The organism is Micromonospora sp. BL1 (genome assembly GCF_003667485.1).
Taxonomy (GTDB): domain Bacteria; phylum Actinomycetota; class Actinomycetes; order Mycobacteriales; family Micromonosporaceae; genus Micromonospora; species Micromonospora tulbaghiae.
In genome coordinates this window covers 1-23,231 of the sequence record NZ_RCVK01000216.1, presented here as the reverse complement: position 1 = coordinate 23,231, position 23,231 = coordinate 1, and the positions used below count along the sequence as shown (strand labels likewise).

At 71.6% G+C, this 23,231-nt stretch carries 23 protein-coding genes and 1 pseudogene; 8 read left to right on the top strand and 16 right to left on the bottom strand.

The features are described 5' to 3' along the window. Positions 1-43: 43 nt before the first annotated feature. Positions 44-499 (bottom strand): gamma-glutamylcyclotransferase, encoded by a 456-nt coding sequence (locus tag EAD96_RS12240; protein ID WP_013284020.1) that lies wholly within the window; start codon positions 497-499, stop codon positions 44-46. Positions 500-664: 165 nt separating this feature from the next. Between EAD96_RS12240 and EAD96_RS12235 the strand changes: the two genes are divergently transcribed. Next, positions 665-2,068, top strand: a complete 1,404-nt coding sequence (locus tag EAD96_RS12235; protein WP_120571662.1) for an NAD(P)H-quinone dehydrogenase — start codon at positions 665-667, stop codon at positions 2,066-2,068. A 26-nt stretch (positions 2,069-2,094) separates the two neighbouring features. Here EAD96_RS12235 and EAD96_RS12230 read toward each other — a convergent pair whose 3' ends face one another. The 4 genes from EAD96_RS12230 to EAD96_RS12215 all read right to left on the bottom strand — a co-directional run bounded on the left by EAD96_RS12230 (position 2,095) and on the right by EAD96_RS12215 (position 4,211). Further along, the gene (locus tag EAD96_RS12230) at positions 2,095-2,748 is read right to left on the bottom strand and encodes a DUF998 domain-containing protein (protein WP_121684335.1); all 654 of its coding nucleotides are present in this window, start codon (positions 2,746-2,748) and stop codon (positions 2,095-2,097) included. Positions 2,749-2,843: 95 nt separating this feature from the next. Beyond that, positions 2,844-3,176, bottom strand: coding sequence for a helix-turn-helix domain-containing protein (locus EAD96_RS12225; protein ID WP_121684334.1), 333 nt, complete (start codon positions 3,174-3,176; stop codon positions 2,844-2,846). Beyond that, positions 3,173-3,499 carry a type II toxin-antitoxin system RelE/ParE family toxin gene (locus tag EAD96_RS12220; protein WP_233585675.1) on the bottom strand — a complete coding sequence of 109 codons (327 nt, stop codon included), beginning with the start codon at positions 3,497-3,499 and terminating at the stop codon, positions 3,173-3,175. Before EAD96_RS12220 ends, EAD96_RS12225 begins: the two co-directional genes overlap by 4 nt. Before the next feature lie 88 nt (positions 3,500-3,587). Then, a complete protein-coding gene (locus EAD96_RS12215) occupies positions 3,588-4,211 on the bottom strand; it encodes a DedA family protein (RefSeq protein WP_121684346.1) in 624 nt (207 codons plus the stop codon). 502 nt (positions 4,212-4,713) lie between these two features. Here EAD96_RS12215 and thrS point away from each other — a divergent pair. Further along, positions 4,714-5,931 (top strand): threonine--tRNA ligase, encoded by a 1,218-nt coding sequence (gene thrS / locus EAD96_RS12210; RefSeq protein ID WP_121684333.1) that lies wholly within the window; start codon positions 4,714-4,716, stop codon positions 5,929-5,931. 70 nt (positions 5,932-6,001) lie between these two features. Here the strand turns inward: thrS and EAD96_RS12205 are convergent, their stop codons facing one another. From EAD96_RS12205 to EAD96_RS12190, 4 genes are all read right to left on the bottom strand, one after another. Then, the gene (locus EAD96_RS12205; RefSeq protein ID WP_233585673.1) at positions 6,002-7,969 is read right to left on the bottom strand and encodes an ABC transporter ATP-binding protein; all 1,968 of its coding nucleotides are present in this window, start codon (positions 7,967-7,969) and stop codon (positions 6,002-6,004) included. 80 nt (positions 7,970-8,049) lie between these two features. After that, positions 8,050-9,783, bottom strand: a complete 1,734-nt coding sequence (locus tag EAD96_RS12200; RefSeq protein ID WP_120571656.1) for an ABC transporter ATP-binding protein — start codon at positions 9,781-9,783, stop codon at positions 8,050-8,052. Then, positions 9,777-10,298 (bottom strand): MarR family winged helix-turn-helix transcriptional regulator, encoded by a 522-nt coding sequence (locus EAD96_RS12195; protein ID WP_121684345.1) that lies wholly within the window; start codon positions 10,296-10,298, stop codon positions 9,777-9,779. Before EAD96_RS12195 ends, EAD96_RS12200 begins: the two co-directional genes overlap by 7 nt. Before the next feature lie 93 nt (positions 10,299-10,391). Continuing rightward, complete coding sequence (locus EAD96_RS12190) at positions 10,392-10,835, bottom strand: DoxX family membrane protein (protein ID WP_120571655.1); 444 nt, start codon at positions 10,833-10,835, stop codon at positions 10,392-10,394. 84 nt (positions 10,836-10,919) lie between these two features. On the opposite strand from EAD96_RS12190, the gene EAD96_RS12185 reads away from it, so the two are divergent. Next, a complete protein-coding gene (locus EAD96_RS12185) occupies positions 10,920-11,459 on the top strand; it encodes a TetR/AcrR family transcriptional regulator (protein ID WP_120571654.1) in 540 nt (179 codons plus the stop codon). Between the two features lie 6 nt (positions 11,460-11,465). Here the strand turns inward: EAD96_RS12185 and EAD96_RS12180 are convergent, their stop codons facing one another. Then, the gene (locus EAD96_RS12180; protein ID WP_121684331.1) at positions 11,466-12,905 is read right to left on the bottom strand and encodes a GuaB1 family IMP dehydrogenase-related protein; all 1,440 of its coding nucleotides are present in this window, start codon (positions 12,903-12,905) and stop codon (positions 11,466-11,468) included. Positions 12,906-12,975: 70 nt separating this feature from the next. Further along, positions 12,976-14,727, bottom strand: coding sequence for a biotin carboxylase N-terminal domain-containing protein (locus tag EAD96_RS12175; RefSeq protein WP_121684330.1), 1,752 nt, complete (start codon positions 14,725-14,727; stop codon positions 12,976-12,978). Positions 14,728-14,859: 132 nt separating this feature from the next. Here EAD96_RS12175 and EAD96_RS12170 point away from each other — a divergent pair, with 132 nt between their 5' ends. From EAD96_RS12170 to EAD96_RS12155, 4 genes are all read left to right on the top strand, one after another. Continuing rightward, positions 14,860-15,450: a PadR family transcriptional regulator gene (locus EAD96_RS12170; RefSeq protein WP_120571651.1), complete on the top strand. Its 591-nt coding sequence runs from the start codon at positions 14,860-14,862 to the stop codon at positions 15,448-15,450. Between the two features lie 127 nt (positions 15,451-15,577). Further along, positions 15,578-16,537 (top strand): ATP-binding cassette domain-containing protein, encoded by a 960-nt coding sequence (locus tag EAD96_RS12165; protein ID WP_120571650.1) that lies wholly within the window; start codon positions 15,578-15,580, stop codon positions 16,535-16,537. A gap of 17 nt (positions 16,538-16,554) precedes the next feature. Further along, entirely contained in the window at positions 16,555-17,310 is a 756-nt protein-coding gene (locus EAD96_RS12160; RefSeq protein WP_013284036.1) for an ABC transporter permease, read from the top strand. Positions 17,311-17,372: 62 nt separating this feature from the next. Then, positions 17,373-18,680, top strand: coding sequence for a sugar MFS transporter (locus EAD96_RS12155; protein WP_121684329.1), 1,308 nt, complete (start codon positions 17,373-17,375; stop codon positions 18,678-18,680). Between the two features lie 77 nt (positions 18,681-18,757). Here the strand turns inward: EAD96_RS12155 and EAD96_RS12150 are convergent, their stop codons facing one another. The 3 genes from EAD96_RS12150 to mycP are packed head-to-tail and all read right to left on the bottom strand — an operon-like array spanning position 18,758 to position 21,203. Continuing rightward, on the bottom strand, positions 18,758-19,411 hold the full coding sequence (locus tag EAD96_RS12150; RefSeq protein WP_121684328.1) for an O-methyltransferase: 654 nt from the start codon (positions 19,409-19,411) through the stop codon (positions 18,758-18,760). Positions 19,412-19,420: 9 nt separating this feature from the next. After that, entirely contained in the window at positions 19,421-20,077 is a 657-nt protein-coding gene (locus EAD96_RS12145) for a nucleoside triphosphate pyrophosphatase (RefSeq protein WP_121684327.1), read from the bottom strand. Positions 20,078-20,087: 10 nt separating this feature from the next. Next, positions 20,088-21,203 (bottom strand): type VII secretion-associated serine protease mycosin, encoded by a 1,116-nt coding sequence (mycP, locus tag EAD96_RS12140; RefSeq protein ID WP_121684326.1) that lies wholly within the window; start codon positions 21,201-21,203, stop codon positions 20,088-20,090. Positions 21,204-22,016: 813 nt separating this feature from the next. Here mycP and EAD96_RS31895 point away from each other — a divergent pair. Then, complete coding sequence (locus tag EAD96_RS31895; protein ID WP_121684325.1) at positions 22,017-22,271, top strand: hypothetical protein; 255 nt, start codon at positions 22,017-22,019, stop codon at positions 22,269-22,271. Between the two features lie 292 nt (positions 22,272-22,563). Here the strand turns inward: EAD96_RS31895 and EAD96_RS12130 are convergent, their stop codons facing one another. Then, a complete protein-coding gene (locus tag EAD96_RS12130; protein ID WP_121684324.1) occupies positions 22,564-23,016 on the bottom strand; it encodes a hypothetical protein in 453 nt (150 codons plus the stop codon). Between the two features lie 101 nt (positions 23,017-23,117). Then, a pseudogene (locus tag EAD96_RS31515) lies at positions 23,118-23,231 on the bottom strand (acyl-CoA carboxylase subunit epsilon); the annotation flags it as partial.

The window sequence follows — 23,231 nt, the reverse complement described above, 5'->3', positions numbered from 1 at the left end:
ACCGGCAGGCCGCGCGGCGCACACTGTGGGTGTGGGAGACGCGCTACGCGGACGCGGTGCCGGTGGGGCGGGACCGCAGCTCGGTGACGTAGTCGTCCGGCGCGCCCGCCTTCTCCGCGGCGTTGGCGATCTCCGAGAGGTACCAGGCTGTGGGCAGCCCGCCCTCGTACCCGTCGAACACGTAGACCCACGCGGTCACGTCGCCGTCGAGCGTCGAGACGCGGACGGTCAGCCTGCGGTACGTCTCGGCGGTCACGCCCTCGATCTCGTCGAGCTGCGCGGCGTCGTACGGGTGGATGTCGTAGAGCGCCACGAACACCCGGTCACCGGGGGACTCGACAACGGTGCTGACCGAGCCCTCCCACCCGATGACGTCCTCGCCGGCGAAGGTGAGCCGCCACCCCTCAAGCCAGCCGGTGCCCACCATCGGCGAATGCGGGCAGTAGGCGCGCATGCGGGCGGGGTCCAGGTTCGAGCCGTAAGCAGCGTAGAGACGCACGGCGACGACGATAGCCCGGCTGGCGGGTGGGGGAGAATACGACAGTGCGTGTCGAACCCGACGGGGAGAAGAAAGTCACTGTGAGCACAGACGAGGGGCGACTGCTGTGAGCGCTAGGAGTGCAGCGGAGCGGAGCCCCGCAGTCGCGAACGAAGGGATGGCTCTGTGAGCCAGATCGTGATCATCGGCGGCGGGCCGGCCGGGTACGAGGCGGCTCTGGTCGCCGCGCAGTTGGACGCCGATGTCACAGTGGTCGAGGCGGAGGGTGCCGGCGGCGCCTGCGTGCTCTCCGACTGCGTGCCCTCCAAGACGTTCATCGCCAGCTCCGAGGTGGTCACCGGCTACCGGGACACCGAGGAGTTCGGGGTGCACTCCGACGGCCTGGAGGCGGTCACCGTCGACGCCCGGGCGGTGCACGAGCGGGTCAAGCGGCTCGCGCTGGCCCAGTCCGCCGACATCCACACCAAGCTGGTCAAGGCCGGGGTCGAGTTCGTCGCCGGCACGGCACGGCTCGGCGAGGACACGCTCGGCCACACCCACCGGGTGATCGTCACCCCGGCCGACGGCGGCGAGGAATACTCGATCGCCGCGTCGACGGTGCTCGTGGCGACCGGCGCGACCCCCCGCCAGTTGCCCACCGCCGTACCGGACGGTGAGCGCATCCTGACCTGGCGTCAGGTGTACGACCTGCCCGACCTGCCCGAGCACCTGATCGTGGTCGGCTCCGGCGTGACCGGCGCCGAGTTCGCCAGCGCGTACCTGGCCATGGGCGTCAAGGTCACGCTCGTGTCCAGCCGCGACCGGGTCATGCCGCACGAGGACGCCGACGCCGCGATGGCGATCGAGCGGGTGTTCCGCAACCGGGGCATGAGCATCCTGAACAACTCCCGCGCCGAGGCGGTCCGCCGCGTCGGTGACGGCGTCGAGGTGGTGCTCTCCGACGGCCGGCAGGTGACCGGATCGCACGCGCTGATCGCGGTCGGCTCGATCCCGAACACCGCCGACCTGGGCCTGGCCGAGTACGGCGTGGAGCTGGCCCGGGGCGGTTACGTCACCGTCGACCGGGTCTCCCGTACCAACGTGCCGGGCATCTACGCGGCGGGCGACTGCACCGGCGTGCTGCCGCTCGCGAGCGTCGCGGCCATGCAGGGCCGGATCGCCATGTGGCACGCGCTGGGCGAGGCGGTGCGGCCGCTGCGGCTGCGTACCGTCGCGGCGAACGTCTTCACCGACCCGGAGCTGGCCACCGTCGGCGTCTCCCAGGACGAGGTGGACGCCGGCAAGACCCCGGCCCGCCAGGTGATGCTGCCGCTGTCCGGCAACGCCCGGGCGAAGATGGACGACCTGGCCGACGGCTTCGTCAAGCTGTTCTGCCGGCCGGCGAGCGGCCAGGTGATCGGCGGTGTGGTGGTGGCGCCGAAGGCGAGCGAGCTGATCCTGCCGATCACGATGGCGGTGGAGAACAACCTCACCGTCAACGAGCTGGCCCACACCATCACCATCTACCCGAGCCTGTCCGGCTCCATCACCGAGGCCGCCCGCCAGCTCATGCTCCACGAGCTGGAGTAGTCCGGTCCCGCACCTTCTTTCGTCGATCATGGAGTTGCGGCCCCCGATCCGACCGGAATGCCCGGTCTGTGCGGGGCCACAACTGCATGATCGACGACCCTGGTCAGGGTGAGGTGCAGGGCCAGGGTGGCCAGCAGGGCCGTCTCGGTCAGGATGAGCAGGCGCTCGATCAGGCCGAGCAGGGCCCGGTCGCCGGGGTAGGCGGACCAGATCATCGCGCCCGCCAGCACCAGGCTGGCCAGGGTCAGTCCGCGCAGCCAGGCGGCGGCTCCGGCGACCGGGTGGCGGGCCAGCAACCAGCCGGCCACCGGCAGGGCCAGGAACGACAGCACCGAGGCGTACCGGTGCGCGTACGCGGCCATGTCCATGGGCGTACCCGGCTCGTTCGTGGGCACCACGGCGGCGGCCAGCAACCCGGCCGACCAGGCGGTCAGCAGCGCGAGCGGCACCCGGCCCGCACCGACCCGGCGCAGCGCCGGCAGGAGCACGACACTGGCCGCCGCGAGCACCGCCATCGCGGTGTCGATGACGCCGCCCCGATCGGAGACGGCGAAGTCGCTGACGGTCAGCGACCAGGGATCCAGATCGTCGCTCACCTCCAGGTGACCGATCATCGCGAGCACCGCCGCCAGGACGATCCCGCCGAGGGCCAACAGGCCGCTGCTCCGCGTTCCAGGCATACGGCCAGCCTGTCGCCGGAACCGCCCCAGACGGATCCGGGACCACCACCCACTTCGCTACCCGGGTCGTCCCCTACCGGACCCCCGAGAACGCGTCAGGCCACGTCCAGGCGGATGTTCCCGATTCGGGCGACCACATCGAGGTGGCCGCCCAGGCCGGTTACGTAGGCGCGCAGGATGTCCAGGTTGACACTCTCGCCGTTTTCGATCTGGCTGATCCGTGCCTGAGACAAACCGGCCGCTTCCGCCAGCTGGGCCTGGGTCATGCCCAGCTGCTTGCGGATCTCCGCCAGCTGCGCGCCGCTGACCGAAGCCAGCATCTGCTCTCGGATTTGCCCCCGCCTGGCCACACGCTCGCTGTCGTCCCACGAGGGATCGATACTTCGGGCTTTCGCCTTGACGTCGCGCCAGTTCGCCCCACCACTCATGGCTGTTCTTCCTTCAAGTTGATCAGGTGCTCCTGGAACCGCTCGTCCGCCAATGGAATGGCGAGCCGGTACCAACTCTGCCACTGCCCCGCCTTGTCCCCGGCCACCAGGAAGATGGCTTCACGGGAGGGGTCGAACGCGAAGATCATCCGAACCTCTGAGGCGCCGCTCGAACCTGGTCGTAGCTCTTTCATGTGGTGATACGCGCTGCCCTTGAGTCGGTCCACCAGTGGCCGGCCCAGGGCGGGGCCGTGCTCCGCCAGTAGGTCGAGTGCCTCGCTGACGAGGTCAGCGGTGCTCGGTTCACTCGCGCACAGGTCCAGGAACCAGCGCTCGACCTCGGGATGAAGCCTGATCTCCCACACCTGGTCAATATAAACGGAACTTATAAGCGCGCGGGTCAACTCCGCGTCAGTTGCCGGTCGAGTCGGCGGTGGCCTCGGCGCGGGTCTGCCGGGCGCTGCTGATCCAGGTCATCGCCCACCCCGCCAGCGCGAACCCGGCCGCGGCCACCCCGCCGATCAGCAGCAGCCGCCACGCCGAGTGGGTCAGCGCCGTACCGCCGAGGTGGCCGACGAGCGTGCCGTAACTGGACCAGGCGAGCGCCGCCGCCGCCTCGTAGGGCAGGAACAGCCGGTACGGGTAGCGGCTGCGTCCGGCCGAGAAGCAGGCCGCCATCCGGCCACCGGGCACGAAACGGCAGAGCAGGATCACCAGCGGCCCCGGTTCGCGCAGCCCACGGGTGACGCGAGTGACCGCCCGGCGTGCCCGTCCGGGTGGCGTGGCGCGTGCCGCGCGGCGGGTCGGCGTGCTGCGGCCGATCAGGTAGCAGGCCAGGTCACCGATGAAGACTCCGGCCGCGCCGACCGCGATGGTCAGCGGCAGGCTGAGCCCGCCGTACACGGTCAGCGCCCCGCTGGTGATCATCACGAGCTGGGTCGGCACCACCGGGACGAAGGCGTCGGCGATCAGCAGGATCAGCAGCAGCGCGTACGCCCACATGGGCGACGCGACGTCAGAGATGAGTTCGGCCACGACCGCCACCTCGCCGGGGTTCTCCGTTCGACCGGATCGAGCCTGACGCCGTGTCCGGCGTCACCACCACCGGCCCCACCGCACGGTGACAGCCGACACCGGCAGGCCGTAGATGGGAAACGAGGCGACCTGCCCGCGAGTGACGGGTCACCGGTGCACACGCCCCGGGGCGGGGCGGCGCATCGTCGATTCCCGGCGTACCGTTGGTCGGACGCGGCACCGGAGTCGTCGGGTCCCCCGTTCCTGACGACCGGGCCGCCGCGGGTCGCCGGCAGGTCCCGTGCCGGCGACCCGCACCCACTCTCCGAAACTCAGGTGCGCCGTCGATGTCCGCGTGCCTATCGTTCGGGCATGCGCAGCGCGGTAGTGACCACGACGCCGGGTGTTCCCGGCGCGCCGCACTGACGTTTCCGTCGACGAGGCCCCGGGGCGATCCGCTCCGGGGCCTCGCGGCGTTCCGGGCCTGCTCGCCTCCGGGTCGTACCCGATCAAGGAGAGCGACATGATCGACCACCGCAGGCTCGGCCGGGACCTGGAGCTGTTCGTCTCCGACCCGCTCGCGGGCGCCGGGCTGCCGATCTGGCTGCCGGCCGGCGCCGCCGCCCGGCACGCCGTCGAGGAGTACGTCCGGGAGCTGGAGCGCCGGGCCGGCTACCGGCACGTCTACTCCCCGCCGCTGGGCAAGCGGGAGCTGTTCGAGCTGTCCGGGCACCTGGGCTACTTCGCCGACGACATGTTCCCGCCGATGCGGCTGAGCGCCGACGACGAGTTCGTGCTGCGCCCGGCGCTGTGCCCGCACCACGCGCTGGTGTTCCGCGCCCGCGGCCGCTCCTACCGGGAACTGCCGCTGCGGGTCGCCGAGCTGGGCGGCATGTACCGGGCGGAGCGTTCCGGGGTGCTGGGCGGGCTGTCCCGGGTGCGCGCCATCTCGCTCAACGACGCGCACAACTTCTGCGCGCTGGAGCAGGTCGGCGACGAGGTCCGCGAGATCCTGCGGCTGATCGGCGAGGCGCACGCCGCGCTCGGCGTCCGTCCCGCCAGGTTGCGGTTGTCGCTGCGCGGGCTGGGTCAGCGGTACGTGGGCGACGACGCCGGCTGGGCGCGGGCCGAGGAGCTGCTCCGCGCGGCGCTCGACGGGGTGGACGTCGTCGAGGCGCCGGGCGAGGCCGCGTTCTACGGCCCGAAGATCGACATTCAGATCGTGGACGCGGCCGGCCGGGAGTCGACCATCTCCACCGTCCAGCTCGACTTCGACAAGCCGGAGCGGTTCGACCTGTCGTACACCGACTCGGACGGCCGCCGGAAACGGCCGGTGATGGTGCACCGGAGCCTCGTCGGCAGCATGGAGCGGCTGTTCGCGTACCTGATCGAGGTGTACGAGGGCGCCTTCCCCGCCTGGTACGCCCCGGTGCAGTTGCTGCTGCTGCCGGTGGACGCGGCGCAGGCCGACGCGGCCGTCGGGCTGGCCCGCCGGGCCGAGGCGGCCGGGCTGCGCGTCGAGGTGGACCACGCCGGTTCGCTGGGTGCCCGGATCCGGGACGCGTCCCGCCGCCGCGTCCCGTACACCGGGGTTCTGGGCCCCCGGGAGGCGGCCGACGGTTCGGTCTCGCTGCGCCTGCGCGACGGCCGGGTGCTCGACCCGATGCCCGCCGCGCAGGCGCTGGGCCTGGTCGGCGCGGTGGTCGCGAGCCGGTCGGCGGGGCTGCTCCCGCCGGCCTGACCCCGGCCCGTCCGGGTGCCGGGAAGGCACCCGGACGGCGGCCGGTGCCGGACCTGTGGCCGGGTCCATCTCAGTTCCCGACCGGCGTGCCGGCGCCGGCACGCATTCCCGGCGGGCCGGCCGGGGCGGGCGCCGGCACCTCGTCGGAGATCACCGCGCCGCTGAACTGCGCCCGGTAGAGCCGGGCGTACGCGCCACCGGCGGCGACGAGCTGGTCGTGGGTGCCCTGCTCGACGATCCGGCCCTGCTCCATCATCAGGATCAGGTCGGCGTCGCGGATGGTGGAGAGCCGGTGCGCGATCACGAAGCTCGTCCGGTCCGACCGCAGCGCCGCCATGGCGCGTTGGAGCAGCACCTCGGTGCGGGTGTCCACCGAGCTGGTCGCCTCGTCCAGGATCAGCAGCGACGGCTCGGCCAGGAACGCCCGGGCGATGGTGATGAGCTGCTTCTCCCCGGCGCTGACGTTGCTGCCCTCCTCGTCGATCACCGTGTCGTAGCCGTCCGGGAGGCTGCGGACGAACCGGTCCACGAACGTCGCCCGGGCGGCGGCGAGGATCTCGTCCTCGGTGGCGTCCGGCCGGCCGTAGGCGATGTTGTCCCGGATGGTCCCGCCGAACAGCCAGGTGTCCTGGAGCACCATGCCGATCCGGCCGCGCAGGTCGTCGCGGCGCATCGTGGAGATGTCCACCCCGTCCAGCGTGATCCGCCCGGCGTCCAGTTCGTAGAACCGCATGACCAGGTTGACCAGCGTGGTCTTGCCGGCGCCGGTGGGGCCGACGATGGCGACCGTGTGACCGGGCTCGGCGACCAGCGACAGGTCGTCGATGAGCGGCTTCTCCGGGTCGTACCGGAAGGAGACGTGCTCGAACTCGACGCGCCCGTGCGGGTCGGCGACCCGGGCCGGCTCGGCCGGGTCCGGGCTCTGCTCGCCGGCGTCGAGCACCGCGAAGACGCGCTCGGCCGAGGCCACGCCGGACTGCAGCAGGTTGGCCATCGACGCGACCTGGGTGAGCGGCTGGGTGAACTGCCGCGAGTACTGGATGAACGCCTGCACGTCACCGAGGCTCATCGAGCCCGACGCCACCCGCAGGCCGCCGACCACGGCGATCGCGACGTAGCTGAGGTTCCCGATGAAGAACATCGCCGGCATGATCAGCCCGGAGACGAACTGCGCGCCGAAGCCGGCTCGGAACAGCTCCTCGTTCTTGGCGTGGAAGGCGGCCTCGACCTCCTTCTGCCGGCCGAAGACCTTGACCAGCTCGTGCCCGGTGTACGCCTCCTCGATCTGGCCGTTCAGCTCGCCGGTGTGCTTCCACTGGGCAATGAACTTGCCCTGCGACCGCTTGGCGATCTGGCCGGTGACCACCACCGACAGCGGCACCGCGACGAGCGCGACGACAGCCAGCAACGGCGAGATCCAGAACATCATCGCGAGTACGCCGACGACGGTGAGCAGCGACGTGAGCAACTGGCTCAGCGTCTGCTGGAGCGTCTGCGACACGTTGTCGATGTCGTTGGTGACCCGGCTGAGCAGCTCACCCCGGGGCTGCTTGTCGAAGTAGGGCAGCGGCAGCCGGTTGAGCTTGTCCTCCACGTCGGCGCGCAGCGTCAGCACGGTGCGCTGCACCACGCCGTTGAGCACCCAGCCCTGCGCCCACTGGAGCATGCTCGCGCCGACGTAGAGCACGACGGCGAACGCCAGCACCCGGCCCAGCGCGTCGAAGTCGATGCCGGCGCCCGGGATCACGTCCATCCGGGCCAGCATGTCGGCGAGGTTGCCGTTGCCCTCGGCGCGGGCCGCCTCCGCTGCCGCCTCGGTGGTGGTGCCGGGTGGCAGCTGCCGCCCGATCACCCCGCTGAAGATGATGTCGGTGGCGTGGCCGAGCACCTTCGGCCCGATCACGCTGAGCCCGACGCTGGCCAGGGCCAGCGCGAGCACGCCGGTGAGCTGGAGCCGGTACGGCCGCAGCCGCCCCAGCAGCCGGCGTGCCGACGGCCCGAAGTTCATCGCCTTCTCGGCCGGCATGCCCATGCTCATGTGCGGCGGGCCGCCGCCGGGACGCCGCCCGGCCGGAGGCAGCCGGGACGGCTCGTTCTTCTGCTGCGGAACCGACGAGGTCACGCGGCCACCTCCGCCGTCTGCTGCGACGCGACGATCTCGGCGTACGTGGGGCAGCTCTCCAGCAGTTCCTCATGTCGTCCCATCCCGACGACACCCCCGTCCTCGAGCACGATGATCTGGTCGGCGTCGACGATCGTGGAGACCCGCTGGGCCACGATCACCACCGCCGCGTCCGCGGTGACCGGCTTGAGGGCGGCCCGCAGCCGGGCGTCCGTGCCGAGGTCGAGCGCGGAGAAGGAGTCGTCGAAAAGGTAGATCTCCGGTTTGCGGACGAGCGCGCGGGCGATGGCCAGGCGTTGCCGCTGGCCGCCGGAGACGTTCGTGCCGCCCTGCGCGATCGGTGCCTCCAGCCCGCCCGGCATCTCGGCGACGAAGTCGCGCGCCTGGGCGATCTCCAGCGCGGCCCACAGATCGGCGTCGGTGGCGTCCGGGTTGCCGTAGCGCAGGTTGCTGGCGACAGTGCCGGTGAACAGGTACGGCCGCTGGGGCACCAGCCCGATCCGCCGCCACAGTTCGTCCGGGGCCAGGTCCCGTACGTCCACGCCGTCGACCAGGACCGCGCCGGCGGTCGGGTCGACGAGCCGGGGGATGAGCGTCAGCAGCGTGGTCTTGCCGGCGCCGGTGGAGCCGATGATCGCTGTGGTCCGGCCCGGTTCGGCGCGGAACGAGATGTCGTGCAGCACCGGGGCGCTCGCGCCCGGGTACTGGAATCCGGCGCCGCGCAACTCCAGCTCGCCCCGGCCGGTGACCTCGGTGACCGGGTCGGCCGCCGGCACCACCGACGAGTCGGTGTCCAGCACCTCCTCGATGCGCTCGGCGCAGACCGCCGCCCGGGGCACCATCATCAGCATGAAGGTGGCCATCATGACCGCCATCAGGATCTGCATCAGGTACTGCAGGAACGCGGTGAGCGCGCCGACCTGGATCTGACCGGAGTCGACCCGTGCCGCGCCGAACCAGAGCACCGCGACGCTGGAGACGTTCAGCACCAGCATCACGATCGGGAAGATCAGCGCCTGGAGCCGCCCGATCCGCAGCGCGGTGGTGGTCAGGTCGGTGTTCGCGACCCGGAACCGGTCGGTCTCGTACGGCTCGCGGACGAACGCCCGGACCACCCGGATGCCGGTGATCTGCTCGCGCAGCACCCGGTTGACCGTGTCGATCCGGGTCTGCATGAGCCGGAAGCCCGGCACCATCCGGCGGATGATCAGGCCCAGCGCGACCGCGAGCACCGGCACGCAGACCAGCATCAGCCAGGAGAGCCCGACGTCCTCGCGTAGCGCCATCACCACGCCACCGACGCTCATGATCGGTGCGGCCACCAGCATGGTGCAGCTCAGCAGCACCAGCATCTGCACTTGCTGGACGTCGTTGGTGTTACGGGTGATCAGGGACGGCGCCCCGAACCGGGCGACCTCGCGGGCGGAGAAGCTGTTGACGCGCCGGAAGATCGAGCCGCGTACGTCGCGGCCGAAAGCCATCGCGGTCTTGGCGCCGAAGTAGACGGCGGCGATCGAGCAGGCGATCTGGAGCAGGCTGACCAGCAGCATCCACCCGCCCGTACGCATGATCTGGTCGGTGTCGCCGACGGCGACGCCCCGGTCGATGATGTCGGCGTTCAGGCTCGGCAGGTAGAGCGAGGCGATGGTGCCGACGAACTGGAACGCCACCACGGCGGCCAGCCATCGTCGGTACGGGCGCAGATGTGTGCGCAGCAGGCGGATCAACACGGATGGCTCCCCGTTGGCGGCTCGGTGTCGGACTCGCTGTCCCGGTTCAACCGACGGAGGTCCCCGTCGGACATGCCGGTGATGATTTCGATCAGGAACTCGCGGATCACCGCCCGTTTCGCGGGGTCGGCGTCGACCGACGTCAACGGCCGGTCGCTGTGGATCATGTCGATGATGGCGCGGGCGTGCTCGCCGCCCTTGTCGGTCAGGGTGAGCCGGACCGTGCGGCGGTCCTCCGGCGCGCGACGGCGGCTGACGAAGCCGTCGCGTTCGAGGGTGTCCACGATGCCGGTGAGCGTGGCGGGCCGGACGAAGCACAGCTCCGCCATTTCTCGGTGGCTCACGTCGCCGGAGCGGAGGAGGATCATCAGGACCCGCATGCCGGCGGACGTGAGCCCGTGGTGTTCGGCCAGGTAACGCCCCCAGTGCTGCTCGACGACGTGACCGGCGATCGAGATCAGCCGGCCGAGTGGCGCGTGCTGCAACGCGTCGGGGAAGCGGACGAGCGGGCCCATGTTCACGAGCGTCAGATTAGCTCCCGAACCATCAGGGCCCAAACTAATTCTGAGAATCTCCTCAGCCGCGGTCGGCGCGCGCGCCCGGCCGGGTCATCCGCCGACGGCCACCGCCAGCGCGGCGGCCACGAAGACGACCTGGAGCACGGTACGGACGCCGAGCGGGGTCACCGGGCGCCCGGCGAGCGTGAGGCGACGCCGCGCGGCGGACACGTTCGCCGGGAACATGGCGAGCATCAGCAGCACCAGCCCGGCCGCCGCCGGGCGCGCCGTGGCCGGGAACAGCAGCGCGAGCGCGCCGGCCAGTTCCAGCACGCCGGTCACGGTGACCAGCAGGTCGGGCCGGGGCAGCGACGGCGGGACCATCGCGATCAGGTCGGCCCGGCGGGACGCGAAGTGGGCCACGCCGGTCAGCACGAACATCAGCGCCAGCCCGACCCGCAGCGCGGGGTGCCACCCGTCCAGGGCGTCCACGCCGAGCAGGCCGGCGATCCGGGCCAGCGCGGTACCGGCGAGGAGTGCGATCAGGGGTGCCATTGTCGATCCCTCCGACGAGCATCTTGTCGATGACAAGATTGCGCGACGGGTGTCATCTTGTCAATGACAAGTTAGGGTGACGGCATGGCCTCGTATCACCACGGCGACCTCCGCCGCGTCCTGCTGAGCACCGCCGCCGAGGCGATCGCCGAGTCCGGGCCGGCCGCGCTGAGCCTGCGTGAGCTGGCCCGCCGCGCCGGCGTCTCGCACGCCGCGCCCGCACACCACTTCGGCGACAAGGCCGGGCTGCTCACCGCGCTCGCCACGCAGGGCTTCGACCTGCTCGCCGACGCGCTGCGGCAGGCCGGGGACGACCTGCTCGACACCGGCGTGGCCTACGTCGGGTTCGCGGTGCGGCACCGGGCGCACTTCGACGTCATGTTCCGGCCCGAGCTGTACCGGGCCGACGACCCGGAGCTGGTCGCCGCCCGCGCGCGGTCGGGGGCACTGCTGCGCGGCGGCGTGGCCCGGCACACCGGGCGGGAGCCGGACACGGACGCGCTGGCCGCCTGGTCGATCGTGCACGGCTTCGCCACGCTCTGGCTCTCCGGCGCGCTGCCGCCCCGGGTGGGCGACGACCCGGAGGCCGCCGCCCGTACCGTGATCGGTCGGTTGTTCAACTGAGCCGCGTCACCAGCTCGTCGGCAGCGGCATCCCCTCGGTGTACCCGGCGGCGCTCTGCACGCCGACGAGCGCCCGCTCGTGGAACTCCTCCAGGCTGCGCGCGCCCGCGTACGTGAACGCGCTGCGTACCCCCGAGATGATCTCGTCGATCAGGTCCTCGACGCCGGGCCGGTTCGGATCAAGGTACATCCGGGCCGAGGAGATGCCCTCCTCGAAGATCGCCTTCCGGGCCCTGTCGAACGCGCTGTCCTCGGCCGTCCGGGCGCTCACCGCACGGGACGATGCCATCCCGAAGCTCTCCTTGTAGCGCCGCCCGTCGGCGTCGGTGTAGAGGTCGCCGGGAGACTCGTAGGTGCCGGCGAACCAGGAGCCGATCATCACGTTCGAGGCACCAGCTGCCAGCGCCAGCGCCACGTCCCGCGGGTGCCGCACGCCGCCGTCGGCCCAGACGTGCCGCCCCAGCGAACGGGCCGCCGCGGCGCAGTCGAGCACCGCGGAGAACTGCGGGCGGCCCACACCGGTCATCATCCGGGTGGTGCACATCGCACCCGGACCGACGCCCACCTTCACGATGTCCGCGCCCGCGCCGACCAGGTCGCGTACGCCGTCGGCGGTCACCACGTTCCCGGCCGCCACCGGCACCGGCGGGTCGAGGCGGCGGACCGCCCGCAGCGCCTGGAGCATCCGCTCCTGGTGCCCGTGCGCGGTGTCCACGACGAGCGTGTCCACCCCCGCCTCCAGCAGCGCGGCGGCCTTGCCGGTGACGTCGCCGTTGATGCCCACGGCGGCGGCGATCCGCAGCCGTCCCCGGTCGTCCACGGCGGGCTTGTAGAGCGTGGCGCGCAGCGCGCCCTGCCGGGTCAGCACCCCGACCAGGCGGCCGTCGCCGTCCACCACCGGGGCGAGCCGCCGGCGGCCCGCCGACAGCCGGTCGAATCCGGTACGCGGGTCCGCGTCCGCCCCAACGGTGTGCAGCTCGGTCGACATCACGTGCCGGAGCTGGGCGAAGCGGTCCACCCCGACGGTGTCCGCCTCGGTCACCACGCCCATCGGTCGCCCGTCCGCGTCGACCACGACCACCGCGCCGTGTGAGCGCTTCGGCAGCAGGTGGATGGCGTCGCCGACGGTGTCGGTCGGGCCGAGCGTGATCGCCGTGTCGTGCACCAGGTGCCGCTGCTTGACCCAGCCGACCACGTTGGCGACGACCTCGATCGGGATGTCCTGCGGGATCACCGCCACCGCGCCGCGCCGGGCCACGGTCTCGGCCATCCGCCGGCCCGCGACGGCTGTCATGTTCGCCACCACCAGCGGGATCGTGGTGCCGGTCCCGTCGGTGGTGGCCAGGTCGACGTCGAGCCGGGAGCCCACCTCGGAACGGTTGGGCGCCATGAAGACGTCGTTGTAGGTCAGGTCGTGCGCGGGGACCGCGCCGTGAAGGAACCGCACCCGGCCATCATTCCCGCCCGGGCGCGGTCCCGCCGCCGGTGGTGGCTCAGACCACCCCCGGCTCGCGTCGTCAGGCGATGGTGCAGATCGCCGCGCCGGCGGTGATCACCGCGCCGACCTCGGCGGCGAGCCCGCCCACCGTGCCGGCCTTGTGCGCGTGCAGCGGCTGCTCCATCTTCATCGCCTCCAGCACCACGACCAGGTCGCCCTCGGCCACCTCGTCGCCGTCCGCGACGGCGATCTTCACGATCGTGCCCTGCATGGGGGAGGTGAGCGTGTCACCGCTGACCGCGGCACCCGCCTTGCCGCCGCCACCCCGGCGGGCCGGCTTCTTCGCGGCGGGCGCGGCTGCCGCCGTACCCGCGCCCAGACCGGCGGGGAGGACGACCTCCAGCCGCTTGCCGCCCACCTCGACCACGACGGTCTCGCGCCCGGCCGGCTCGTCGGCGGCGCCCGCGCCGGCGGTGAAGGCCGGGACGGTGTTGTCCCACTCGGTCTCGATCCACCGGGTGTGCACTGTGAACGGCTCGGCGGTGAACGCCTCGTCGCGGATCACCAGGCGGTGGAAGGGCAGCGCGGTGGCCATGCCGTCGACCACCATCTCGTCGAGCGCGCGGCGGGCCCGCTCCAGCGCCTCGGTACGCGTCTCGCCGACGATGATCACCTTGGCCAGCAGCGAGTCGAAGTTGCCGCCGATCACGTCGCCGGCCGAGATGCCGGTGTCGACCCGCACGCCCGGCCCGGAGGGCAGGCGCAGCGCGGTGACGGTACCCGGGGCGGGCAGGAAGTTGCGGCCCGGATCCTCACCGTTGATCCGGAACTCGATGGCGTGCCCGCGCGGCGTCGGGTCCTCGGTGAAGCGCAGCTTCTCCCCGTCGGCGATGCGGAACTGCTCGCGCACCAGGTCGATGCCGGCGGTCTCCTCGGTGACCGGGTGCTCGACCTGCAGTCGCGTGTTGACCTCCAGGAACGAGATCGTGCCGTCCGCGCCGACCAGGTATTCCACGGTGCCGGCGCCGTGGTAGCCGGCCTCCCGGCAGATGGCCTTGGCGCTGTCGTGGATCTGGGCGCGCTGGGCGTCGGTGAGGAAGGGCGCGGGCGCCTCCTCGACCAGCTTCTGGTGGCGGCGCTGCAACGAGCAGTCCCGGGTGCCCACCACGATCACGTTGCCGTGCTGGTCGGCCAGCACCTGCGCCTCGACGTGGCGCGGCTTGTCCAGGTAGCGCTCGACGAAGCACTCGCCCCGCCCGAACGCGGCGACCGCCTCGCGGGTGGCCGACTCGAACAGGTGCGGGATCTCCTCCATGGTGCGGGCGACCTTGAGGCCGCGCCCGCCACCGCCGAACGCGGCCTTGATGGCGACCGGCAGGCCGTGGTCGACGGCGAACGCCATCACCTCGTCCGCGTTGCCGACCGGGTCCGGGGTGCCGGGCACCAGCGGCGCGCCGGCGCGCTGCGCGATGTGCCGCGCGGTCACCTTGTCGCCGAGGTCGCGGATCGCCTGCGGGGTGGGGCCGATCCAGGTCAGCCCGGCGTCGATGACGGCCTGGGCGAAGTCGGCGTTCTCGGAGAGGAAGCCGTAGCCGGGGTGCACCGCGTCCGCGCCGGAGCGGGCCGCCACGTCGATCAGCTTGTCGATGCGCAGGTAGCTGTCGGCGGCGGTGTCGCCGCCGAGGGCGTACGCCTCGTCGGCGAGCGTGGCGTGCAGGGCGTCCCGGTCGGAGTCCGCGTAGACGGCGACGCTGGCCAGCCCGGCGTCGCGGCAGGCGCGGATGACGCGGACGGCGATCTCGCCGCGGTTGGCGATGAGAACCTTGCGCACCTTGTGGCTCCTCCCGGGAGGTCGTTGCCGGGAGTTTAGCGGCCGAGCTGCGGAGCCTAACGATCGCTCAGTGTGGGATGCCGCACTGTAGTCAAACTTGGTTATTACGCTTGTCCCGTGTCGGCAACGCGGATGATGATTCTGGGTCTGGTCAGGTGGATGCAGCCGGTGCACGGCTACGACGTGCGCCGCGAACTGCTGAGCTGGAGCGCGGACAAGTGGGCCAACGTGCAGCCCGGTTCGATCTACCACGCGCTGCGCAAACTCACCGACGAGGGCCTGCTCCGGACCGTCTCCGTCGAGCAGGTGGGCGCCCGCCCGGCCCGCACCACGTACGAGGTGACAGCGAAGGGGGAGGACGAGTTCGAGACGTTGCTGCGGGCGCAGTGGTGGCAGCTCCACGAGCCGCCGGACCCCTTCGTGGCGGCGTTCTCCTTCCTGCCGGCGATGCCGCGCGAGGAGGCCGCCGCGGCGCTGCGCAACCGGGCGAACCTGCTCCGGGCCGGGGTCGAGTCGACGCGCGCCTCGCTGGACTCGGACTGGGTGCGCACCCGAAAGCCGGTGCACGTCGGGTGGATGTTCGAGCTGTGGCTGGCCCGCGCCGAGGCGGAGTCGGCGTGGTGCGAGCGGATCGCGGAGCGGATCGAGTCGGGAGTGTCGTACCTGCCCGATGGGATGGAGCGGGCCGAGGGCTGGTCGGGCTGGTCCGACGGATCGCGGTGACACGACATAATCAACGTTGACCAAAAGAGCTATATCGCGTTAGCCTCGGCGTGAATCGCGGGGGATTCGTGCGTCCTCGCGGACGATCGGCGGCCGCTCAGGTCCGCCCGGACGACCAGGAGCAGAAATGATCGAGACCAGGGGGTTGCGGAAGTCGTACCGCTCCCGCGCGGGTCGCGAGACGAAGACAGTGGACGCGGTCCGCGGCGTCGACCTCGACGTCGCAGCGGGGGAGATCTTCGGCTTCCTCGGGCCCAACGGCGCCGGCAAGACCACCACGCTGCGGATGCTCGCCACGCTCATCGAGCCGGACGGCGGCGAGGCCACGGTGGCCGGTGCCGACCTGCGCAAGGACCCGGCCGAGGTGCGCCGCCGGATCGGGTACGTGGCCCAGGGCGGCAGCACCTGGGACGAGTCGAGCGCCCGCGAGGAGCTGGTGCTCCAGGCCCGCCTCTACGGCATCGGCAAGGCCGACGCGCACCGCCGTGCCGAGCGCGCGCTCGAAGCGTTCCAGCTCGTCGAGTACGCCGACCGCAAGTGCAAGACCTACTCCGGCGGCCAGCGCCGGCGCGTCGAGATCGCGCTCGGCATCATCCACGAGCCGAAGATCGTCTTCCTGGACGAGCCGACCACCGGCCTCGACCCGCAGAGCCGTGCGCACATGTGGGACGAGATCCGCCGGCTGCGTACCGAGGGGATGACCGTCTTCATCACCACGCACTACCTGGACGAGGCGGACGCGCTCTGCGACCGGATCGCGATCATGGACCACGGCGAGGTGGTCGCCGAGGGCACACCGGCCGAGCTGAAGCGGGAGATCTCCGGTGAGGTGGTGATCGTCGGCCTGGACGCGCCGAGCACCCCGCGCGCCGCCGAGCTGCTCGACACCGAGGCGTACGTGAGCAAGCTGGAGACCGTCGACGAGGGCGGCCTGCGCCTCTACGTCGACGAGGGCGCCACCGCCATCCCGCAGGTGCTGCGCCGCCTCGACCACGCCGGGCTGGACCTGCGCTCGATCGAGCTGCACCGCCCCAGCCTCGACGACGTCTTCCTCACCAAGACCGGCCGCTCGCTGCGCGAGTCCTGACCCCCGGAGAAGCTGTCATGAAACTCGCCCGCGACACCTGGCTGATCTTCCAGCGCCAGACGCAACTGCTGCTGCGCAACCCGGTGTGGATCTTCGTCGGCGTCTTCCAGCCGGTGATGTACCTGCTCCTGTTCGCCCCGCTGCTCAAGCCGGCGCTGAACGCGCCCACCCAGGCCGCCGCGTACAAGATCTTCGTGCCCGGCCTGCTCGTGCTGCTGGCCATCTTCGGCGGCCTGTTCCAGGGCTTCGGCCTGATCGCCGAGCTGCGCGCCGGCGTGATCGAACGCTCCCGGGTCACCCCGGTCAGCCGGCTCGCCCTGCTGCTCGGCCGCTCGCTGCGCGACGTGGTCTCCCTGATCGCGCAGGCGATCATCATCACGCTGCTGGCGCTCGCGTTCGACCTGCGCGTGTTCATCGGCAACCTGCTCCTGGCGTACCTGATGCTCGCCCTCATCGCACTGATGACCTCGGCCGTCTCCTACGGCATCGCGCTCAAGGTCAAGAGCGAGGACGCGCTCGCCCCGCTGATGAACACAGTCGCGCAGCCGGTGCTGCTGCTCTCCGGCATCCTGCTGCCGCTCACCTTCGCCCCCGGCTGGCTCCAGGGCGTGGCCAAGTGGAACCCGTTCTCCTGGGCGGTCGAGGGCACCCGCGCGCTGTTCAACGGCGACCTCGGCAACGACCGTGTCTGGCAGGGCCTCGGCATCATCGCGGTGCTCGCCGCCGCGGGTGTCTTCTGGGCCGCCCGCCAGTTCGCCCGCAGCGTCCGCTGAGCAGGGGAGACGTACCTCTCAGCAGGCAGGGGGCACCGGTGTCACGCGCGTAGCGTGGGCCGGTGCCCCGCCTCACCCGTGACCGGATCACCTGGCTGACCTACGCCCAGCTCGGTCTCTGGGGCTTCTTCCTCTACGGGTTCGGCCCGGTCGTCCCCCTGCTCCGCGACGAACAGGGCACCAGCGCCGCCGTCGCCGGCCTGCACAGCACCGGCATCGCTGTGGGCGCGCTCGCCGGCGGCGCGCTGTTCGCCCCGGCCGCCCGCCGCCTCGGGCGCGGCCCCGCCATCTGGCTCGGCCTCGCCGGCGTCGCCGCCGGCGTCGCCGCGCTCGGCCTGCTCCGCCCGCTACCCGCCACGCTCGCCGCCGTCGCGGTCATCGCCACCTTCGGCATGATGGTCGTCAGCGGCGTGAGCGTGGTGCTCACCGCCCGGCACGGACCCGCCGCCCCCGCCGCACTCACCGAGGCCAACGCGGCCTGCGCCGGCATGGGCATCCTGGCGCCGCTGACCATCGGCGCCACCGTCGACGCCGGTCTCGGCTGGCGACCGCTGATGGCCGTCGAGGTCGGGCTGATCACGCTGGTCGCGCTCGCGGCCCTGACTTTCCGGGTACGCGGGCCGCGACGCGCCCCCGCTGACGCGGCTGCCGGCATGCCGGTCCCCGTGGCCGCCCCGACCCGGGTGCCCGCCGTCCCCGCGTCCGGGGTGGCCGAAGCCGTCGTGCCCGCTCACTCCGTCCCGGCTTCGGCTGTTTCTGCCTCCGGGGCGCCCGTTTCCTCCGGCTCCGGTGCGGCGGGCCGGCTGCCGCGTGCGTACTGGATCGCCTGGGTCCTGATGTCCGTCACCGGGTCGATCGAGGTGTGCCTGTCGTTGTGGACCGCCGACGTGCTGCGGACCCACGCCGGGCTGAGCGCGGGCGGGGCGTCGGCAGCGGTAGCCGCGATCGTCTGCGGCATGTTCGCCGGCCGGATCGCCGGTGGCCGGGCCGCGTTGCGCTGGGCGCCGGTACCGCTGCTGCTCGGCGCGCTCACGGTCTCGTTGGCCGGGTTCGCGCTGTTCTGGGCCAGCACGGTCGGCTGGCTGGCGGTCACCGGGCTGGTCGTGCTCGGGCTCGGCAATGCGCTGCACTACCCGTTGGCGATCTCGATCGCGCTGGCCGTGGCCGGTCCGGCCGCCGACAAGGCGGCGGGCTGGTCCGCGTACTCGATGGGTGTGGGTTTCGGGATCGCGCCGGTGGCGCTCGGGTGGGTGGCCGACGGGGTCGGCCCGCACCCGGCGTTCCTGCTGCTGCCCGTGTTCATCGCGGTCGCGGTGCTGCTCACGGTGCGGCTGGGCCGGGCCCTGCGCGTGCCGGTCCGCGCTGCTTGATCGACACCATTACGGCGTGGTGGCGGCTTCCGGCGATCAGGGATACCGCCACCACGGCGAGGTTGTGTCCGGCCGGTTCAGAGCACCCGGGCGAGTGTCACGCCGTCGGCGATCGGCAGCATGACCGCCTCGACGCGGACGTCAGCGATCACCGCGTCGTTGAAGGCGGCGATGGCCCGGTCGTCGGCGTTGCGCGGGGCGAGCACGCGGCCGTCGCGCAGCGTGTTGTCGACGGCGATCACCGCGCCGGGACGCATGCGGGGTACCAGCTCGTCCCAGTAGATCGGGTAGCCGACCTTGTCCGCGTCGATGAACGCGAAGTCCAGGTAACGCTCGCGGGGCAGCTCGCGCAGCGTCTGGGCGGCCGGGCCGATGCGCAGCTCGATCCGGTCCTGCACACCGGCGCGCTCCCAGTAGCGCCGGGCGACGCCCGTGTACTCCTCGGAGATGTCGAAGCAGGTCAACCGCCCGCCCTCGGCCAGCCCGCGGGCGATCGCCAGCGAGGAGAGGCCGGTGAACGTGCCCACCTCGACCGCTTGCCGTACGCCGAGCAGCCGGGTCAGGAACGTCAGGAACGCGGCCTGCTCCGGCGCGACCTGCATGACCGCCTCGGCGGGCAGGGCCGCGAGGGTCTCCTCGGCCAGCTCCCGGACGATCTCGTCCGGCGCTGAGCCGTGGGCCACCAGGTAGGCGTGCAGTTCCGGGGTGAGCGGCAGCGGCTTCGTGGTCATGTCCGGACGTTAGCCGAGATGTTCGATCTCCTGGCCCCCGGGCGCGACCTTCGTCCACAGGTCGACGATGCTCAGGTCCACCTCGGCGAGCAGCCGGCGCAGCAACGGCAGGGACAACCCCACCACCGTGCCCGGGTCGCCCTCGATCCCGGTCAGGAACGCCCCGCCCAGCCCGTCGATGGTGAACGCGCCGGCCACGGCCAGCGGCTCGCCGGTCGCCACGTACGCGGCGATCTCGTCGTCGCTGATGTCGGCGAAGTGCACGGTGGTCGAGGCGACCGCCTCGGCCCGGGACTCGTGGGTCACGTCGATCAGGCAGTGCCCGGTGTGCAGGACGCCGCTGCGCCCACGCATCCGCTGCCACCGCCGGGTCGCGTCCGCCGCGTCGTCAGGCTTGCCGAGGATCTCGCCGTCGAAGGCGAGCACCGAGTCGCAGCCGAGCACCAGCGTGCGCTCGTCCGGAGAGGGCCGCAGCCGATCGCGTACGGCTTGCGTCTTCAGCCGGGCCAGTTCCAGGCACAGATCCTCGGCCCGATCGCTCACCACCTGCGACTCGTCCACGCCGCTGACCAGCACGTCGGGCTCGATCCCGGCGGCCTGGAGCAGCTTGCGGCGGGCGGGGGACTGCGAGGCGAGCACGAGGCGCACCGGTACGGAGGTCGACACCCCGCCGACGCTACCGGCTGACCCTCGGCGGCGGGTCGTCAGCGCGTCGGCGGCGCCGCCAGAACAGGTATCCGCCGCCCGCCGCCACCAGCACACCCAGGGTCGCGAGCCCGCGTACGGTCGCGCTGCTGTCGGCGCCCTTGTCCGGGGCTGCCACCGCCGATGCCGGTGGGGTGACGTTGGAGGACTCGAAGCCGAGCGGGGGGACGTCGGCGGTGAGCGCGGCGACGAGGTCGATGACGCCGTAGCCGTACTGGTCGTCGCGGCCGGGTGGTCCCTTGTCGACGGCGGTGGCGGTCAGGCGGTGGGCGACTTCCTGGGCAGGGAGGTTGGGGTACTTGGAGCGGATGAGAGCAGCAGCCCCGGCAACGATCGCAGTCGCACTGGAAGTCCCTGTGCCCTTCGAGTACTTGCCGTCATAGCTCGTGCTGTAGATATCGACAGCAGGGGCAGCTATATCGATCTCAGGTCCAGTGGCTGAGATTGGGGCGTAGATCCCGGATCTGTCGATGCCGCCCACGCCGATAACGCCGGGTTCAGACGCGGGGTAGCCGACAGTGCGATCCTCGGGCTGATTGCCGACCGCAGCAACTACGACGATCTCCGCTTCTAGCGCTGATCGAATAGCGCCCTGCAGGCGACTGGTTGCCCCTGCTACTGCCGAGATACTGATTACGTCAGCGTGGTTAGCAACCGCCCACTCCACACTCGCCGCCAGCTCGTCTGCGCTTCCCTTGCCGTTGACGAGTCGGGTGCGGATTGGCAGCAGCTTAGCCCTTGGCGCCACGCCGAGGGCACCACTGTGGTCAGGCTGGCCGTGCGCCCCAATAAGGCCAGCCATAGAGGTGCCGTGCCCGTCGTGGTCTTGCCGACCATCTCCTTTGCTCGAAAGGTCGGTGCCTCCAAGCAGGTTTTCTCTCAAGTCCGGATGAGGATCGATCCCTGTGTCCGGGACTGCAACGGTTACTCCCTCGCCTTCACTAATTACGTGAGCTGCGGCTGCATTCAGGAACCTGAGGTGCCACTGGTCCTGACGAACATTTGGAGCCGTTGCAGCCGCTGGTGCCGTCAAGACGAAGCTGGCTAGGCAGGCGGATGCCAAGCGAACTATCAGGGAGGGGATCATTATCGATCGAGGCCGATTGCGGGTCCCGGATCTGAGGGTCGGTCATCGGGCGGGCGCATGACAGGATCGACGCCCTCGGTGACTTGCCAAGGATTGTCGGGATCCCATGATTTCTCATCATCGGTTCCGGCATGAGGTTTGGCCTTGGTCGCGGGCGTATTGAAGCTCGTAGGGCCGAAAGCTGTCGAACCCGGGCCTCCTCCCAAAGGCATGGCGCCAGGACTGCCGGAAGAAGGCAGTCTTCCCGTGCCCGGTCGAGAGCCTGCACCTCCACTTGGGGCAGTTCCCGCCCCTCCTCCACCAATCACGCCGCCCACCGGGTTGACTCGTCGTCCACTCGTGCCGCCATTCGCAGGTGGCAGCCCGACTGCCGGGCCTCCACCGATGACGCCCCCAATGGGCGCCGACTTGGGCGGAGGGGGCGGCGATCCGCCCGAGAATCGTCCCGCCGGAACGTCCCCAGGCGTGGCAGGCGTCGGCGGTTTGAGGGTCGAGCCGGTGATCGGAGTGATTGGCGGGGTGAAGGCTCCGCCGCCGGTAGGCCCAACGGAACCTGGGTGTGGCAATAAGCCCGGCGCGGTGCTAGGCGTTGGAGGGGCGGCGCCGGTGCTGATGCCGCCCAGGAGAGGTCCCCTGTTTGCTTCGGTAGAAATTGCTGCAGGGCGAGATGCGGGCCCTGTGCGGTGTTGAGGATTAACGGCGACGGATGTCGGCACCGGAACTACAGGGGGAATTACTGGTGCTGTAGAGGCGTAAGTGTCTGTGTCTTCAGTTTGCCGCGGAAGCTTTGGTCTAGGTGGCGGCTGGCGAAGCATGACCTGGGCGTGCTGGAGTTCGCCGCTCAACCCCGTCATCAACCCGCGCGCCCGTACGTTCAACTGCTCCAGGTCGTCGTCCGTCACCGGGGGCCGTTCCGGCAACCGGCTGCCCGCCACCGCCTTGGGGTCGGCGATCGTCGCCTCGTACGCCTGCTTCTGCCGCAGCTTCTTCGCGTACTCCTCATGCAGCGGTTGCAGCTCGGCCCGCGCGCTGCCGATGGCGCGGGCGGCGGCCGCCAACGCGTCGTAGTTCGCGGCTGCGGCGTCGTGGGTGCGCTGCACGCGGTCGATGAGCTGGTCGAGTTCGCCGATGTACGCCCGCGCGGCGGTGTTGGTCTCCGGTGGCCACGCCTCGGCCAGGCCGCGCCGGTATTCGCGCAGGCGGCTCAGGTGGGCCAGGACGAGGTCGCAGACCTTGCGCCAGCCGGCGACCTGCTTCCACTGGCCGGCGGTGTCCTGGTCCTGCACGCACGCCCACATGCTGAGGACGTCCATCAGCCGCCAGTCGGTCAGCCCGGAGGTGCGTCCGCTGCCCCGTTCGATCACGGCAGGATCACCCGGCTCTGTTCGGGGGCGGTGGGGTCGGCCAGTGGTGGCATCGGGCGGGCGACGGTGGCGGAGGGGCCGGCGAGCGCTCGTTCCACGTCGGCCACCCGGGCGGAGGAGAACGCGTCGGCGTCGCCGTAGCGGGCGGCGATCCGTCCGGCGGCGTCGGCGAGCCGGCCGGTGGCCGGTGCGAGATCCCAGACCGCGCTCACCGCGGCGGTCTGGGTGTCGTGGTGGGCCTGGAGGAACTGGACCAGCTCGATGAAGGCGTCGGCCGGGTTGGGCACCGGGGCCTTCATGTCGTCGGCGATGTAGGACAGGTGCGGCGAGTAGTTGCGCGTCACCTCGTCCTGGAGGCGGTCGGCGAACTCCCGCATCTGTCGGATGTCGGCCTCGATGCCGCCGTAGCCGCGCAGCCAGCCGGCTGGCTGGTTGTCCTCCGGGATCATCGGAGCCTCCTGCCCGTCACCACACGGTTTCCCTGAGTGAGGTTAATGGCTCGAAGCTGATCCCGGCAGCCCCGCCCCGTCGCCGCGTGCGGGAGGTGAGGTCAGCGGGGGAGGCCGGAGGCCCGCCACGCGCCGGGGCCCGCGACGGGCCCGGCCAGGGCGGGGCGTGCGCTGCGCGCCCACTGCGACACGGGGGCCGGCGCGGCGGCCGGGGC